Source organism: Paraburkholderia sp. SUR17 (assembly GCF_029536165.1).
Classification (GTDB): Bacteria; Pseudomonadota; Gammaproteobacteria; order Burkholderiales; family Burkholderiaceae; genus Paraburkholderia; species Paraburkholderia kururiensis.
In genome coordinates this window covers 522,214-537,797 of the sequence record NZ_CP120509.1, presented here as the reverse complement: position 1 = coordinate 537,797, position 15,584 = coordinate 522,214, and the positions used below count along the sequence as shown (strand labels likewise).

Here is a 15,584-nt window from a genome sequence, read left to right as displayed (position 1 = left end):
GCGATGAGCCGCTCAGTCGACCTGTTGATTGTGGGAGCCGGGCCAGCAGGCATGAGCGCCGCGCTGCGCGCGCGCAGCCTGGGCCTCAGCGTGATCGTCGTCGACGAACAGCAGGCGCCGGGCGGGCAGATCTGGCGCGCCGTCGAAGCACGGGCCGGCACCCGGACCGGCGACCTGCTGGGTGACGAATACGCCGCGGGTCTGCCGCTTGTCCGCGCATTTCGCGCGAGCGGTGCGCTCTACGAGCCGGGCACGCAGGTCTGGCAGATCGAACCCGGCTGGCAAGTCTTCATGAGCCGTGGCCAGCAGGCGGAGTGCGTGCACGCGGCCAACGTGTTGCTGGCCACGGGCGCGCAGGAACGCCCCGCCCCGTTCCCGGGCTGGACCTTGCCAGGCGTGTTGACGGTTGGGGCCGCGCAGATTCTTCTGAAGACCGCGCGTGAGATTCCGCAACCGGCACCGTGGATCGCGGGCAGCGGTCCCCTGGTGTTGCTGTACATGGTGCAACTGCTGCGAGCCGGCGGCCGGATTGCGGGATGGCTCGATACGTCCCCTGCCGGCGGCTGGCGGCGCGCCCTGCCACACATGGCGCAGGCGTTGCCGGCGTGGAAAGACCTGCTCAAAGGCCTCGGCTGGACGCGCGAGTTGCGGCGTGCCGGCTTTCCCATTGTCCGCGGCGTGACGCAGTTACGCGGCGAAGGACAAGAGCGCCTCGCGCACCTCGTCTATCGCACCGCCGATGGACAATCGCGGCGGCTCGACCTGGATCTGCTGCTCGTACACGAAGGGGTGGTGCCTTCCATACACATGACCCAGGCGCTGGGCTGCCAACATGCGTGGCGCGCCGACCAGCGATGCCTCGCGCCGGAACTCGACCCGTGGGGACAGACGAGCAAACCAGGGATATTTTCAGCCGGCGACGGCTCCGGCATCGGCGGGGCGCGCGCAGCGTGCACGCGCGGCGAACTGGCCGCGCTCGGCATCGCGCTGCGGGCCGGCAAGCTGACCGACGAGGCGGCGCAACGCATGGCGGCGCCGTTGCGGCGAACCCTGGCTGCACAACTGTCGATGCGAGGCATGCTGGACGCGCTGTATCCGCCGCGTGCGGAACTCTTCGCACCGGACGACGACACGGTCGTGTGCCGTTGCGAGGAACTGACCGCCGGCCAGATCCGCGCGGCGGCCCGCATCGGCCAGCCCGGCCCGAATCAGATCAAGGCCTTCACGCGCGCAGGCATGGGGCCGTGCCAGGGTCGCCAGTGCGGCTATACCGTTGCGCACATCCTGGCCGCGGCACACGGCAAGAGCGTCGAGCAGATCGGTTTCTATCGCATCAGGCCGCCTTTGAAGCCGTTGACGCTCGGAGAACTGGCATCGCTCGACACCGGGAGCGACACGTGACGAGCCAGGCCGTATTCGACGTTGCCGTGATCGGGAGCGGGTTGCACGGCCTGTCGGCGGCGTTGCACCTGGCGCGCGCGGGCAGGCGCGTCGTCGTGCTCGAACGCGCGTGGGCCGGCAGGCATGCCTCGGGGGCGTCGGCTGCGGGCGTGCGTACGCTGAACCGCGACCTGCGCGAACTGGATCTCTCGCTCGAAGCCATGGAGATGTGGCACAGCATCGCATCGCTCGTCGGCGACGATTGCGGCTTTCACGCGCATGGCCAGATCTGCGTAGCGGAAGACGCCGCGAGCTTGTCGAAGCTCGAAGCGCACGTCGCCGACCTCAACGCCAGGGGATATACGCACGAGGCGCTCATCGATGCCAAAGAACTGCGCCGACGGGTTCCCGCGATCAGCCCGCATTGCGTCGGCGCCTCCATTGCGGCGGACAACGGAGCGGCGGATCCGCATCGCACGCTGGCTGCGTTTCGGCGCAGCGCGCAAGCGGCCGGCGTCGTGATTCGCGAAGGCTGCGGCGTGCGCGGTATTGCGCGGTGCGGGTCGGACTGGGCCATCGACATGGACCCCACAGCGAATGGCGCCGACCAGCAAGCCGGCTCGCTCGTCGTGCCTGCCGTCGTCAACACGGCGGGCGCGTGGGGCGCGCGCATCGCGGCGATGGTCGGCGACACGATTGCACTCGGCACGAAAGCCTCCATGATGATCGTCTCCGAACGCATTGCCCCCATGATCGAACCGGTCGTTTCGATCATGGGGCGCCCGCTGTCCTTCAAGCAGTCGGATCAGGGTACGCTCGTGATCGGCGGGGGCCTGCAAGGCGTGCCCGATCTGGACCGCGAGACCGCGGAGGTGCGCATGGGTGTTCTGTGCAAAGGCGCTCGCGCGGCAACCGACCTGTTCCCCTGCGTACGCGACGTTCGGATCGTGCGCGTCTGGTCCGGTCTCGAAGCGAGGACAGCGGACATGCTCCCCGTGATCGGGCCTGCGAAGAACGCGCCGGGTGTGTTCCACGCCTTCGGGTATTCGGGCCACGGCTTTCAGCTCGCGCCCGTGGTGGGCGCCGCGCTGGCGGACCTGATCGTCCATGGTTCGACGCGCCGCGCCATCGCGGCGCTCAGTGCTCACCGCTTGATGGTTGTCCCGCCTTCGGAGGTCTGCGCATGATCCGATACACCCTCAAGCGCCTGTTGCTTGCGGTCCCCACCCTGCTCGCCATGCTCACCGCGGTGTTCGTGCTCGTTCGGCTCGTGCCGGGCGACCCGGCCGCCGCCATGCTCGGCGACCAGGCGAGCGCACAGGCGCTGGCAGCCCTGCGCAATCAACTCGGTTTGAACCTGCCGCTGCACACGCAATATCTGCACTTCCTCGCCGACGTGCTGAGCGGCAATCTGGGCCGCTCGCTTGCGAACGGCCACAGCGTGTTGCGCGAAGTAGCGGCCGTGCTGCCATGGACGCTGCAGCTCACCGTCGCCGCGATCGTGATCGGCATCGGGCTCGGCTTGCCGCTCGGAATCTGGGCCGCACTCCGGCGCAATGCCTGGCCCGACTACGTCACGCGTCTGCTTTCGTTGGCCGGCCTGTCGTTTCCGGCGTTCGTCTCGGGCATCCTGATGCTGCTCGCGTTCGCCATCGAACTCGACTGGTTTCCCGTCATCGGCAGTTCGACCTCGGGCAACCCGTGGGGCCAATGGCGCGGTCTGGTGTTACCGGCCTTCAACCTCGGGCTGATCATGACGGCCTATGTGACGCGCGTCACCCGCTCCTCGATGCTGAGCGTGCTGGGCGAGGACTACATCCGCACGGCCCGGGCCAAAGGGCTGCGACCGGCCCAATTGATCCTGCGGCACGCCTTGCGCAACGCGCTGATTCCTATCTTGACGGTGGTAGGCCTCTATTTCGGCACGCTGATCGGCAACTCGGTGCTGACCGAAATCGTCTTCAACCGGCCCGGTATCGGAAAACTGATTCTGGGCGCCTTGAATTCGCGCGATTACACGCTGCTGCAAGGCCTGATGATCGTGTTCGCCTTTTGCGTCATCGTCGTCAATCTGGTGACCGACCTCGCCTACGCGTGGGTCGACCCTCGGGTGAAATTCAAATGAGCACTGTGGCCACTTCGTCTCCTCCCGCCACGCCCGCCGCCCGTTCTGGCGGGCTGTGGCGAACGCTGCTAGGCAATCGCATCGCATGGATCGGCCTGATCGTGCTCGCGACAGTCACGCTCGCGGCGGTATTCGCACCCTGGATCGCACCGCACGACCCCATCAGCCAGCACATCGCCTATCGGCTGGACCCGCCTTCGGCGCAGTACTGGCTAGGTACCGACAGCTATGGCCGCGATGTCCTGTCGCGGCTCATCTACGGCGCGCGCATTTCGCTGCTGGTGGGTTTTCTCGCCGTGTTGATCGCGATGGTGGTGGGCCTCGTACTCGGCATCCTGGCGGGGTATCTCGGCGGCTGGGTCGATCAGCTCGTGATGGGGCTCGTCGATGTGCTGCTTTCGTTTCCCGCGCTGCTGCTGGGCCTCATGGTGGCGGCCATGCTCGGCGCCAACCTGCAGAACCTGATCGTGGCGATCGCCATTACGGAGATTGCGCCCTTCGTGCGCGTAGCGCGCGCACCGACGATCGCGCTCAAGCAGCGCGACTTCATCGAGGCCGGCCGGGCCCTGGGCTACGGGCCGATTCGCCTGATGGCCGTACATATCCTGCCCAACATGATTTCGGAAGTGATCGTACTGGGATCCATGTGGATGGCCACGGCGATCCGCACCGAAGCCTCGCTCAGCTTCATCGGGCTCGGCGTGCCGCCCCCCATCGCGACATGGGGCGGCATGATCCGCGATGGCTTCGACAACATTCTCGACGCCTGGTGGCTGATCGTCTTTCCCTGTCTCGCCATTCTTGTCACGGTGCTCGCCTTGAACCTGCTGGGCGACGCCCTGCGCGACGTGCTCGACCCCAAACTTCGCGGAGAGAACAGATGACGCAGCCTTCGCCCGTTCTGGAACTTCGCGCGTTGCGCACCGAATTCCGCATCCGCCGGCAATGGCGCGCCGCCGTGCGCGATGTGTCGCTCTGCGTGGCGCGCAACGAAACGGTGGCGCTCGTCGGCGAGTCGGGTAGCGGCAAAAGCGTGACCGCGCTATCCATCCTGCGGCTGTTGCCGACAGCGGCGGCACGTCACGGCGGCGGTCAGATCCTGTTCGAGGGGCGCGACCTTTCGGCGTTGTCCGAGGCGGAGCTTGCCCACGTGCGCGGCAATCAGATCGCCATGATCTTCCAGGACCCCATGACGTCGTTGAACCCGACGATGAAGGTGGGCGATCAGATCGTCGAAGCGATCCGCCAGCATCACGACGTTCCGTATGCCGACGCGCGCCGCCAGGCGCTCGCGGCTTTGCGCGAGGTGGGCATCCCGGGTGCTGAGAATCGCATCGACGACTATCCGCATCAGTTTTCAGGCGGCATGCGTCAACGCGCCATGATCGCGATGGCGCTCGCGTGCAAGCCGGCGCTGCTCGTGGCCGACGAACCCACCACCGCGCTCGACGTCACCATCCAGGCGCAAATCCTGGCGCTGCTGGCGCAGCTCAAGGCCGCGCATGGCATGTCGGTGCTGTTCATCACGCACAACCTGGGCGTCGTTGCGCAAATCGCCGACCGCGTGGCGGTCATGTACGCGGGCGAGATCGTCGAGCTGGCGGATGTCGACGCGCTGTTTGCACGGCCCACGCATCCCTACACGCAGGCCTTGCTGCGCGCGATGCCGCGCGTCGATCTCGACATCGACGCCTTCCAGGGCATTCCGGGGCAGGCACCTACGCTCTCGACGATGCCCTCCGGCTGCGCGTTCGCGGCACGCTGTCCGCACAGGCAGGCTCGGTGCGAACACGAGCATCCCGACTTGCTGCCGGTGCCGGGCGGCGCCCGCGATCATGTCGCGCGCTGCCCGGTGGCGCTGACACCGTTACGAACGAAGGGGGAGACGTCGCTATGAGCGAACTGCTGCGTGTAGACCGTCTGGTCAAGCATTTCGTGAGCGGCGGCGGGCGCTTTGGCGCACCACGCCAGGTCGTGCGGGCCGTGAACGAGGTTTCCTTCACGCTGGAGCGAGGCGGCTCGATGGGGCTCGTGGGCGAATCCGGCTGCGGAAAGTCGACGGTTGCGCGCACGTTGCTGCGCCTCATCGAACCCGACTCCGGCTCCATCGTGTTCGACGGAATCGATCTGAGGCAGGCGAGCGCCGTGCAAATGCGCGCGTTGCGCCAGCGTATCCAGATCGTGTTCCAGGACCCCTATGCGTCGCTCAACCCTCGCCGCACGGTACGCCAGACGCTCGAAGAACCGTTGTACGTTCACCGCCGGGGCAATGCCCGCACGATCGCGGAGAAGGTGGCGAAGACCTTGCTCGACGTCGGGCTGCCGCTCGACGCGCTCGACCGCTATCCGCACGAATTCTCTGGCGGCCAGCGCCAGCGTGTCGGGATCGCGCGTGCACTCGTGCTCGACCCCGAACTCATCATTGCCGACGAGCCCGTGTCGGCCCTCGACGTCTCGGTGCAGGCGCAGATCCTTCAACTGCTTGCGAGCTTGCGCAAAGAGCGTGGGCTGTCGTTCGTTTTCGTCTCGCACGACCTCGGCGTCGTCCGGCAATTCTGCGACACCGTGAGCGTCATGTACCTCGGCCGCATTGTCGAAAGCGGTCCAACCCGCTCGCTGCTCGATACGCCGGCGCATCCGTACAGCGGCGTGCTCAGAGATTCGTCGCCGGTGCCTGACCCGAGGGAACGGCTGCACCTGGCGAAGATCGAGGGTGAAATTCCATCGCCTACCCGGCTGCCTGCCGGCTGCGCTTTCCATCCGCGTTGTCCGCGCGCCAGCGGGCCTTGCATGGAGAAGACCCCGAATCTCGACGCGGTGGCGGCCGGGCGCAGCGCGGCCTGCCATTTTCCGTTGACGGCGCACGAGTGCGCGTAGCGATACTCAACGAATCGGTTCCGCACATCATGGTTGCATCAAGTGAACATTCGCAGGCGGCCGCCCAACCCGGGCAAGCAGCCTCGGACGCCGCCCGCGCACACGGAATGACGACGCACATTGCGCAGTACGTCGTAACGGCCCGCGAACAGCGCGCGAACGAGCCTGCAAGGCAAGCCGCCTTCCGCTGCATCCTCGACCTGTTGAGCGCGGCTGCGGCGGGTCTTCACGAGCGAGGCGTCGTGGCGGTGCGCGGCATGGCGCTCGACACCTTCGGCGCGGGGCGATCGTCGATCTGGTTCGCGGGACTGGCCGGGTCCGCTATCGGCGCGGCGTGGGCCAATAGCGCCGCGGCGTCCGTGCTCGACCTCGACGACGGCCACCGTCTCGCACGCGGCCATCCTGGCGCAGCCGTGATCCCGACCGCCTTCGCCGTTGCCGAGGAAACCGGCGCCACCCTGGAAGAACTCATCAGCGCCATCGTCATCGGCTACGAGGTCGGCGTGACGATCGGCGCGGCACGCCTCACGTATGGGAACACGGGCACGTGGTCCGCCTACGCTGTCGTTGCCACGGCCGCGGCGTTGCGCAAGACGCCGCGTGCCGTACTCGAGCATGCACTCGCCATTGCGGGAGAAAGCGCGCCAAACCAGGCGTTCGCGAGTGCCCCTGCGCCTCGCACGACGAACCCGGAGGGAAGCGACGTCAAGGAGGGCATCCCCTGGTCGGTGGTCACCGGTCTCATGGCGCTCGGCTTGGCCCAGGCCGGACATACCGGGCCGCGCAACATTCTCGACAGTGCCCGTCATTTCCGCTTTCCCGACGCGTTCCGTGCGGGCGAGGCCGCGCACATCCGCAACGTCTACTTCAAGCTCTATGCGTGCTGCCGCCACGTGCATGCACCGGTCGATGCCCTGTTGGCGCTGATCAGCCGACACGGCCTCGACATGCGCAGCGTCGACGCCATCGAGGTCGCGACTCATAGCGGCGCGCTGCGCATCCTGAATACGCCACGTCCGGCGAATCTCGTCGAAATTCAATACAGCATTCCCTACTGCCTCGCCATCGCGGCGATAGCGGGCCCGTCGGCATTGCTGCCTCTCACGCACGAGCAGCTGTTTCGGGAGGACATCAGCGCGTTGGCGGAAAAGGTGACGCTGCGCCTCGCCCCCGAACTCGACGCCTGCTTTCCGGCGCAGACGTTGGCTCGCGTCACGGTGACGAGCGCAGGGCGACGCGTCACCTCCGATGTCACCGCTCCGCGCGGGGAAGCGACGAAAGCCCTCACCTGGGCCGAGCTGGAGGCCAAGTTCCGCGCAGCGACAAGACTGATCTCCACCGAAGAACAGCAAAGCCGGCTGCTCGATGCCGTCGATGCGCTGGCTTCCGGCGACCTGGACGGCCTGCTGGCGTGCCTCGGTACGTTGGTGTTCGACCATGCGCCATCGGACGTGCCGACGGATGCCCCGGCAACTGGCGCCCGGTAGACTGCGAAGCGACCGCGCCGTCCCTTCATCACCCCTTCATCGCCCACCGTGCGGTGAACGGCAAGGGTGCGGAATCTCGCGTTGCAGGCGCCGTCGCCTTCGATGCATCATCCTGAACTTCAGCACTGGCTGCGATAAATCGATCCCATAGGGTGATGGCATGAAGCGTCAGGTGAATCTGCGACAGATCGAAGCGTTCAAGGCGGTCATCGAACAGGGCACAGTCAGCCGCGCCGCCGAGATTCTCTATATCTCCCAACCCGCAGTCAGCAAGATGCTGACCCACCTGGAAGACGACTCCGGCCTGACCTTGTTCGATCGCGTACGCGGCAAGCTCGCGCCGACGCGCCAGGGAATGCGTTTGTACGGCGAGATCGACCGCATCTTCGCCGGCCTGCGGCAGCTCGAGCAGGCTATCGACTCGATTCGCCGCGACGAGCAGCGCCATTTGACCGTGGGCACCCTGCCCGCGCTGGCCGGCTCGTTCATACGCCGGGTCTCGCTCAATTTCCTGAAAACGCACCCGGACGTCACGTTGGCCATCCACTCGCGCAGCTCGCAGATCGTGACCGAATGGCTCGTGACCCGCCAGCTCGATCTTGGCCTCGTGAACGGTCTGGTGGACAACACCTACATCGCGCGTGAACCGCTGATGGAGCATGCGCTCGTCTGTGCGCTGCCCCCCTCGCATCCGCTGTGCAAAAAGAAGGTGATTCGCCCGCGCGATCTGGACAACGTCCCGTTCGTCACGTTCTTTTTCATGAGCCAGACGCGCCAGCTGGTGGAAACGGTTTTCGAAGAGCACAACGTCCACCTGAACGTCGTGCTCGAAACCGACAATGCGCCGAGCGTATGCGAGTTCGTCGCCTCCGGCCTTGGCGTCTCATTGATTCATCCGCTGTTCGGCGGCGGCATGCAGGACCGCATCGTGCTGCGCCGCTTCGAACCGGAGGTGCATTTTCGTTTCCAGCTGTGCCGCATGCCGGCATCGCAGAACTCGAGTCTGGTCGAGGCGTTCTTCCACGAAGTACGGCAGGTGGCCGACGAAGTCTTTCACGAGACGTTGAAGGCGTGAGTCCTGCGGCAGCCGCGCCTTCACGAATTCGCAGGCTTGGCGAGGCCAAGCTTTTCCATCGCCTCGTGCGCATCGATCACCATCGTCGCAATCTCGCCCACGGTGATGCGCAGGCTCGTGGCACGCGCGCGCATATGTTCGTACGCTTCGTTTTCGCCGAGCCGTTGCGAATCCATCAGCAGGCGCACGGCCTTCTCGATGTGCCGGCGAGCCTTGATGGCTTCCTCCAGCTTGCCGATCTTGCTGTGCAGCCGCTGCTGGTAGCCCGACGAGGCGCGTGCGAGCACCAGCGTGCTGAGAATGCCGGTGGAGCGATACGGCTTCGTGATGACGCCATGCGCCTGGGTGTCCACCAGCATCTTCAGCGCAGTCGGGTTCTCATAGTCCGACAGCGCGACGAGCGTCGCGTTGCTGTCCGCCGCGCACCAGTTGCCCGCACTGCGAAGCTCGGGACCGACGAGAAAGAAGATGACGTCCGTATCGGCCGGCAGGCGCGCGGGGAACGGCCAGATCACGCGCACCGGGCAGCCGATGCGGCGCAGCTGCTCTTCCAGCACGCTGCGGTCGTCCCCCGGCGGATGAATGACCGTGACCCGCAGCGAGCGCAGGTCGTCGAACAGGCGCCGTGCGCTGCCGCTCATGCCGTTTCCCCATCGAGCCAGAATTCGCCGAAGCCATAGGCGGTCAGATACGGGTCGGGCTTGACCACGCCACGGCTTTCCCACACCACGTCGAACGCGCCGTCCGGCCGGCAGACGGCAATGCGCGGCGTCAGGATCGCATGGTTGTTGGCGGGGTCGATCTTCAACAGACCTTCCGGCGAGTCGAATTCCACCTCATGAATCGCTTCCACCAGCTTTGCCGTGTCGAGGCTGCGGGTCTGTTTCAAGGCCGCCGCGAAGAGCTGCACCTGGTTGTACGCCATCTCCGACCACATGCTGGCGGGCCGGTCGCCGAAGCGCGCTCGCCACGACGTCAAGAAACGCCGGTTACTGTCGTTGTCGAGCGTGTTCAGATAAGTGGCCGAGACGATGTGGCCACCGCACAGCGCGGGGCCGATCATGCGCGTTTCGCCCTCGGTCATCGTCAGGCTCGCAATCGGCATGCGCGCGGGGTCGAGCCCGTGCTCGCGGTATAGCGCGTAGAACGCCCGCGCCGAGCGGCCGATCAGCGTGGAAAAGACCACGTCCGGTTCGACCGCCCGAATGTCGCGCAGCACGCGTTCGAGCGAGGCGGCATCCGCGTCGCTCGGCAGATAGATCTCTTCGACGATTTCGCCGCCGTGATCTTCCACGATGTCGCGCATGATCCGGTTCGACTCGCGCGGATAGATGTAGTCCGCGCCGATCAGGAAGAAACGCCGGCCCACGTGGCGCAGCAGCCACGCGGCAAGCTGCATGCTGTTCTGGTTCGGCACCGCGCCGGTATAGATGACGTTCGGCGAATACTCGAACCCTTCGTAGATCGAGCAATACCAGAGCAGCGCGTTATTGCGCTCGATCACCGGCAGCACCGCCTTGCGGCTCGACGACGTGGAGCAGCCGAAGATCACGTTGACGTCGTCCTCCTGCAGCATGCGGGTGGCGAGCCGGCGGTATTCGTCGGCGTCGCTCTTCGGGTCGTACACGACCGGGTCGAGCAGCCGCCCGTCGATGCCGCCCGTCGCGTTGATCTCTTCGATGGCGAGCGCGGTGCCGAAAAAATGCTCGGACTCCGTCGCCGCGGTGATGCCGGTTCGCGAATAGAGCACGCCAATGCGCCAGCTTTCGTCGTGGCCTGCCCGCGGCGGCTCGCCGCCCGATGGGTCCGGCGCGTGCTTCGCCGCGTCGTCGCGTGTGGCCGCCTCCCGGGCGGCGCCGATGGAAGCACTCACGGCGCCACCTTGCCCGCGCTCGCCATTGCCTGCTCGACGAAGGCCGCCGCGGCGAGCGTCTGCGCGTCGTCCCACGGCCGGCCGATCACCTGCACACCGACCGGCGCGCCGTTGCTGCCACGCAGACCCGGCACGTTCACGCACGGACACCCGAGCAGCGTCCAGTTGCGGTTAAACGCGGGGTCGCCGGTCGTGCCCAGACCCTCGGGCGCTTCGTCGGGCGCGCTCGGCGTGAGGAGTGCCGTCACGCCGTCGAACAGGTCGTCGAGCCGGCCCTTCGCCCGGCGCATCTGCGCGCGGGCGTTCGAGTAAGCCACGAGGTCCACCGTGCCGGCACGCTCCAGAAACTCGCCGAGCAGCGCGGAGAGCGCCGCGCGATGGTGGTCGTACTCATAGCCGAGCGTCTGCCATGCTTCGTAGCTCTGGATCACGCCGTGCGCGGCCACCAGTTCCGCCATCCACGCCTCGAAGCGCACTGGCCTGACACTGCCGCCCGCCTGCTCGACCGCGCGGATCGCGGTGTCCATGGCCGCCACGGCGTTCGCCGACGGCGCGGTCCACGGGTAGTCGACAGGCACGCCGAACACGGGCCGCTGCGGCCCGGCCGCGACCGACAGCTCGCGCCCGGACAGCGCCTGCCCAAGAAACGCGACGTCGCGCACGCCGGCCGCGAACAGCCCCACCGTATCGAACGACCACGAGAAGCACTTCATGCCCACGGTGGGCATCATGCCGAAGGTCGGCTTGTAGCCGGCGATGCCGCAGAAGGAGGCCGGCCGGATGGTGGAGCCGCCGGTTTGCGAGCCGATGGCGAATGGCGCGATGCCGGCCGCCACCGCCGCCGCGGAGCCCGACGACGAACCGCCCGGCGTGCGCGCGAGGTCGCATGGATTGCGCGTATCGGTGGGCGCCATGTACGCGAATTCGGTGGTCGCGGCCTTGCCGAGCACCACGGCGCCAGCGCGGCGCAGCAAGGTCACGATCACCGCGTCCGCAGCCGGCCGATGGCCTGCGTAGATCGGCGAGCCGTAACTTGTCGGCAGATCGGCGGTGTCGAAGATGTCTTTCACCACGACCGGCAGGCCGGCCAGCGGCCCGCGCGCAGCCGCCGCGCAGGCCAGCGCCTCTTCGCGGCCGAGCACGGCGGTCATCGCGCGCAGTTCGGCGTCCGCTGCTTCGATGCGCGCGAGCGCTTCCAGCACCGCACCGCCCCGTTCCTCTGGCGTGTCGCCGCTGCGCTCACGCAGCGCAAGGCCGGACACCGGCCGATAAAGCATGTCTGCATTCATGTTCGAAGCACTCTCCTGGGTGTCGCTCATACGCGCAGATGATCGAAGATCGATGCCGCGGCGGCGGCATCTTTCGCGTCGCCGTGGTCGATAATCTCGCCCTGCTTGAGGATCGCATAGCGGTCCGCGACCCGCAACGCGAAGGGCACGTGCTGCTCGATCAGCAGCACCGTCGTGCCATGGCGGCTACGCTCCCACAACAGCGCTTCGGCAACGCGGTCGATTACCGAAGGCTGCAGGCCCTCCGTAATCTCGTCGAGCAGCATCATCGACGGTCGCGTCATCAGCGCCCGCGCCACCAGCAGCATCTTTTGCTCGCCGCCGGACAGCGTGCCGGCATGCTGCTTCAGGCGGCTCTTGAACACGGGAAACAGCGGTTCGAGGTCCGCGAAGCGTTCGTCGAACACGGAGACGTCCGGCAGCCCCAGCCGCAGGTTGTCGCGAATCGACAGATCCTGAAACAGGGCATGCTCCTGCGGCGCATACGCGATGCCCGCGCGCGCGATGCGGTGCGGCGGCAGTCGCGTGACGTCGAGACCGTTCACGTGGATGGAGCCGCCCTGCTTCGGCAGGTAGCCCATGATGGTCTTCAACAGCGTGGTCTTGCCCATACCGTTCTTGCCGAGCAGCGCAACCGCCTCGCCGGCCGCCACGCTCATCGACAGACCGCGCAGTACGACGGACGCCTTGTACCCGCTCGTCACGCCGCGCAACTCCAATGCGTTTGCGCTCATGCTGCCTCCCCGCCCGCGGCGGCGACGCCGTCCGCCTGTGGCTGCGCCGTACCGGCATAGATGGTGCGCACCAGCTCCGAATGCACGACTTCGTCGAAGCTGCCTTCCATCACGATGCGCCCCTGGTGCAGCACGACGATGCGCGTGGCGATCTCCGCGACGAAATCCAGGTCGTGTTCGACCAGCAGACAGCACAACCGGTACCGATGCGCCAGCGCGGCAAGCACGTTGCCGATCTGCGTGCGTTCGGTCTTGGTGAGGCCCGCCGTGGGTTCGTCGAGCAACACGATGCGCGGTTCCAGCGCGAGCACCATCGCCAGTTCCAGCGCCTGTTGCTCGCCGTGCGAGAGGTCTTTCGCCACGGCCGCCAGTTTCTGGTCGAGGCCGGTGGCACGCACCACGTCGAGCGCGTAAGGCGGCAGCGCAAGCGAGTCCGACACGCGCAGCAGCGAAGGCCGCTCGAGCAGCGTGCCCGCGATCCGCAGGCATTCGGCAACGGTCAGCGTGTCGAAGATGTTCGCGTTCTGGAATTTGCGGCCCAAGCCGAAACGCACGCAGCGGTCCGCAGGCAAGCGCCGGATGTCATGGCCGCACAGCGCGACTTCGCCTGCCGAGCGCTCCGCGCCGTCGCTCATGCAGCGCATCAGCGTGGTCTTGCCCGCGCCGTTCGGCCCGATCAGCCCGACCAGCTCGCCTGCCTGCGCGCTCAGATCGATGCCCTGCAGCACCTTGAGGCTGCCGAAATGCCGCGCCACGCCCTGCATGCGCAAGGCCATGCCGGACTCGTCCCGCGTGCCGGCATCGTCGCGCACGGGCCGCTCGACCAGGGTGGGCACCCGGCGCGTGGTGGCGAAGCCGCGCAACGGGCGCATCAGCAACGGCACGAGCCCTTGCGGCAGCAGCACGATCACCGTGACGAACGCCGCACCCAGGATCAATTGCCACGCGAACGGCAGACTGCCGCTGAGATAGGACGTCACGACGTTGATCAAGAGCGCGCCGGCCACCGGCCCCCACAACGTGCCGCGCCCACCCAGCGCCACCCAGATGATCAGTTGCGTGCCGAGCACGAAGCCGGTCAGCTCGGGCGCAACGACGCCGCTGAACGAGCCGTAGCCGAAGCCTGCAACGCCCGCGACCACCGCCGTCACGACCAGCAGCACGATCTTGACGCGCGACGTGTCGATGCCGAGATACGAGCAGCGCGATTCGTTGTCGCGAATCGCCATGAGCACCCGGCCGCCGTCGCTGCGCACGAACACCCACCCGGCCGTCGCGACGATGGCGAGACCCGCGCCCGCGATCCAGTACCAGGCCTGCAGCGAGAGGTCGAAGGTCTGGTAGCCGGTCAGCCCGGAACTCGAGCCGGTCCATTGGCCGCCCGACAGCACGAGTTGCGACAGCACGATCGGCAGCACCAGCGACATGACGGTTGCGAAGAACGGCGACGCGCCCCGGTAGAACGACAGCCAGCCGAGCAGCGCTGCCACCGTCGCGCTGGCCGCCACGGCCACCAGCAGCGCGAGCAGCACAAAGCCGGGCGAGAAGCCGCCATGCGTGAACACCACGCCGGCGGCATACGCGCCAATGCCGAAGAACGCCGACTGCCCGAACGTCAGATAACCCGTGTAGCCCCAGAGAATGTCCACCGTCACCGCGACGATCGAAAAGAAGAACGCCTGGATCAGCACGTTCAGCAGATACGTGCCGAACACCAGCGGACCCGTCGCGAGCAGCACCAGCGCCACCGCGGCCAACGGCAGCGCGCGGCGCACCAGCGGCATGCCCAACCCCACCGGCCGGAGCGGACGCGGCATCGCGTCGTGGCCGGCGCGGCGCTGCGAAAGATTGCCCTTAGCCATGCGAGAACCCCCTCGGCCGGATACGCAGCGTGAACGCCGCCAGCACGGCGATGGTCAGTCCGCCGAGCACCGGACTCACGAAGGTGCTGACGAGCACCTGGCACGCACCGAACACCAGACAGGTGAGCAGCAGGCTCGTCATCGAATAGCCGGACACCATCACGAGCATGAACGCGTTGACGAGATACGGCAGCCCCATGTCGGGATCGACGCTGGACAGCGGCGTGATCAGCATGCCCGCGAGCGAGCCGAGCGCCGCGCCAAGACTGAAGGTAATGAAGCGGATGCGGCCGGAATGAATGCCGAGGCCGCGCGCCAGGTCCTCGTTCATGATGACCGCGCGCGTCTTCACGCCGAAGCGGGTGCCCGACAGCAACGCGACGAGCGCCGCGCAAAGCACGAGCGCCACCGGCACCAGCAGCAGGCGATACGCCGAATAGTCCGTACCCGCCACGGACACGGCCCCTTTCAGCGGCGACTCGACGAACTGCACCTCGCGCCCGAAACCCATCACGATGAGCTGGCCGATCACGATGCCGAGCCCCCACGTCGCGAGAATCGCATCGAGCGGGCGCCTGTAGAGCGGCCGCACGATCACCCGTTCAACGAGCATGCCGGCCGCGACCCCGACGACGAGCGCAAGCGGCACGCCAAGCCAGGGGTTCAGCTTGAGTTGCGTGACGACGAAGCTCGCATATGCGCCCATCGTCAGCAGCGCGCCGTGCGCGAAGTTGACGATCTTCATCACGCCGAAAATCACCATCAACCCGGCCGTCACGATGAACAGCACCGCCGCCGTGGTCAGGATATCGAGTACCAGGACCATGCCTGCCTCCGCTCGCACGCGTGCGCCTGCCGTTGCAACGGCGGGCGCACGGAGCG

General features: G+C 67.0%; 14 protein-coding genes. 8 read left to right on the top strand and 6 right to left on the bottom strand.

Annotated features, from left to right (window positions below; translation table 11 throughout):
• Positions 1–3 precede the first annotated feature (3 nt).
• From P2869_RS19890 to P2869_RS19855, 8 genes are all read left to right on the top strand, one after another.
• Positions 4–1,401, top strand: coding sequence for an NAD(P)/FAD-dependent oxidoreductase (locus P2869_RS19890; RefSeq protein WP_277599284.1), 1,398 nt, complete (start codon positions 4–6; stop codon positions 1,399–1,401).
• Positions 1,398–2,567: an FAD-dependent oxidoreductase gene (locus P2869_RS19885; protein ID WP_277599283.1), complete on the top strand. Its 1,170-nt coding sequence runs from the start codon at positions 1,398–1,400 to the stop codon at positions 2,565–2,567. Before P2869_RS19890 ends, P2869_RS19885 begins: the two co-directional genes overlap by 4 nt.
• On the top strand, positions 2,564–3,505 hold the full coding sequence (locus tag P2869_RS19880; protein WP_277599282.1) for an ABC transporter permease: 942 nt from the start codon (positions 2,564–2,566) through the stop codon (positions 3,503–3,505). Before P2869_RS19885 ends, P2869_RS19880 begins: the two co-directional genes overlap by 4 nt.
• On the top strand, positions 3,502–4,389 hold the full coding sequence (locus P2869_RS19875; protein ID WP_126875948.1) for an ABC transporter permease: 888 nt from the start codon (positions 3,502–3,504) through the stop codon (positions 4,387–4,389). The genes P2869_RS19880 and P2869_RS19875 overlap by 4 nt, the downstream gene beginning before the upstream one ends.
• Positions 4,386–5,402 (top strand): ABC transporter ATP-binding protein, encoded by a 1,017-nt coding sequence (locus tag P2869_RS19870; protein ID WP_277599281.1) that lies wholly within the window; start codon positions 4,386–4,388, stop codon positions 5,400–5,402. Before P2869_RS19875 ends, P2869_RS19870 begins: the two co-directional genes overlap by 4 nt.
• Positions 5,399–6,382 carry an oligopeptide/dipeptide ABC transporter ATP-binding protein gene (locus P2869_RS19865; RefSeq protein ID WP_126875950.1) on the top strand — a complete coding sequence of 328 codons (984 nt, stop codon included), beginning with the start codon at positions 5,399–5,401 and terminating at the stop codon, positions 6,380–6,382. The genes P2869_RS19870 and P2869_RS19865 overlap by 4 nt, the downstream gene beginning before the upstream one ends.
• Positions 6,383–6,489: 107 nt before the next feature.
• Positions 6,490–7,869, top strand: a complete 1,380-nt coding sequence (locus P2869_RS19860) for an MmgE/PrpD family protein (protein ID WP_277599280.1) — start codon at positions 6,490–6,492, stop codon at positions 7,867–7,869.
• 160 nt (positions 7,870–8,029) lie between these two features.
• The gene (locus P2869_RS19855) at positions 8,030–8,944 is read left to right on the top strand and encodes a LysR substrate-binding domain-containing protein (RefSeq protein ID WP_277599279.1); all 915 of its coding nucleotides are present in this window, start codon (positions 8,030–8,032) and stop codon (positions 8,942–8,944) included.
• A gap of 20 nt (positions 8,945–8,964) precedes the next feature.
• Here the strand turns inward: P2869_RS19855 and P2869_RS19850 are convergent, their stop codons facing one another.
• The 6 genes from P2869_RS19850 to P2869_RS19825 form a co-directional block, all read right to left on the bottom strand.
• On the bottom strand, positions 8,965–9,585 hold the full coding sequence (locus P2869_RS19850) for an ANTAR domain-containing protein (RefSeq protein ID WP_017773533.1): 621 nt from the start codon (positions 9,583–9,585) through the stop codon (positions 8,965–8,967).
• Entirely contained in the window at positions 9,582–10,700 is a 1,119-nt protein-coding gene (locus P2869_RS19845) for a transporter substrate-binding domain-containing protein (RefSeq protein ID WP_277599900.1), read from the bottom strand. Before P2869_RS19845 ends, P2869_RS19850 begins: the two co-directional genes overlap by 4 nt.
• A 113-nt stretch (positions 10,701–10,813) precedes the next feature.
• On the bottom strand, positions 10,814–12,106 hold the full coding sequence (locus P2869_RS19840; RefSeq protein ID WP_277599278.1) for an amidase: 1,293 nt from the start codon (positions 12,104–12,106) through the stop codon (positions 10,814–10,816).
• Between the two features lie 26 nt (positions 12,107–12,132).
• On the bottom strand, positions 12,133–12,840 hold the full coding sequence (locus P2869_RS19835) for an ABC transporter ATP-binding protein (RefSeq protein ID WP_017773530.1): 708 nt from the start codon (positions 12,838–12,840) through the stop codon (positions 12,133–12,135).
• Positions 12,837–14,624: a branched-chain amino acid ABC transporter ATP-binding protein/permease gene (locus tag P2869_RS19830; RefSeq protein ID WP_277599899.1), complete on the bottom strand. Its 1,788-nt coding sequence runs from the start codon at positions 14,622–14,624 to the stop codon at positions 12,837–12,839. Before P2869_RS19830 ends, P2869_RS19835 begins: the two co-directional genes overlap by 4 nt.
• 70 nt (positions 14,625–14,694) lie before the next feature.
• Entirely contained in the window at positions 14,695–15,528 is an 834-nt protein-coding gene (locus P2869_RS19825; protein ID WP_199542158.1) for a branched-chain amino acid ABC transporter permease, read from the bottom strand.
• Positions 15,529–15,584: the final 56 nt, after the last annotated feature.

Excerpts from the sequence above, each read along its gene's own strand:
- P2869_RS19890 (WP_277599284.1), top strand. The coding sequence starts at position 4 with ATGAGCCGCTCAGTCGACCTGTTGATTGTGGGAGCCGGGCCAGCAGGC.
- P2869_RS19880 (WP_277599282.1), top strand. The coding sequence starts at position 2,564 with ATGATCCGATACACCCTCAAGCGCCTGTTGCTTGCGGTCCCCACCCTG.
- P2869_RS19875 (WP_126875948.1), top strand. The coding sequence starts at position 3,502 with ATGAGCACTGTGGCCACTTCGTCTCCTCCCGCCACGCCCGCCGCCCGT.
- P2869_RS19870 (WP_277599281.1), top strand. The coding sequence starts at position 4,386 with ATGACGCAGCCTTCGCCCGTTCTGGAACTTCGCGCGTTGCGCACCGAA.
- P2869_RS19865 (WP_126875950.1), top strand. The coding sequence starts at position 5,399 with ATGAGCGAACTGCTGCGTGTAGACCGTCTGGTCAAGCATTTCGTGAGC.
- P2869_RS19860 (WP_277599280.1), top strand. The coding sequence starts at position 6,490 with ATGACGACGCACATTGCGCAGTACGTCGTAACGGCCCGCGAACAGCGC.
- P2869_RS19855 (WP_277599279.1), top strand. The coding sequence starts at position 8,030 with ATGAAGCGTCAGGTGAATCTGCGACAGATCGAAGCGTTCAAGGCGGTC.
- P2869_RS19850 (WP_017773533.1), bottom strand. The coding sequence starts at position 9,585 with ATGAGCGGCAGCGCACGGCGCCTGTTCGACGACCTGCGCTCGCTGCGG.
- P2869_RS19840 (WP_277599278.1), bottom strand. The coding sequence starts at position 12,106 with ATGAATGCAGACATGCTTTATCGGCCGGTGTCCGGCCTTGCGCTGCGT.
- P2869_RS19835 (WP_017773530.1), bottom strand. The coding sequence starts at position 12,840 with ATGAGCGCAAACGCATTGGAGTTGCGCGGCGTGACGAGCGGGTACAAG.
- P2869_RS19830 (WP_277599899.1), bottom strand. The coding sequence starts at position 14,624 with ATGCCGCTGGTGCGCCGCGCGCTGCCGTTGGCCGCGGTGGCGCTGGTG.
- P2869_RS19825 (WP_199542158.1), bottom strand. The coding sequence starts at position 15,528 with ATGGTCCTGGTACTCGATATCCTGACCACGGCGGCGGTGCTGTTCATC.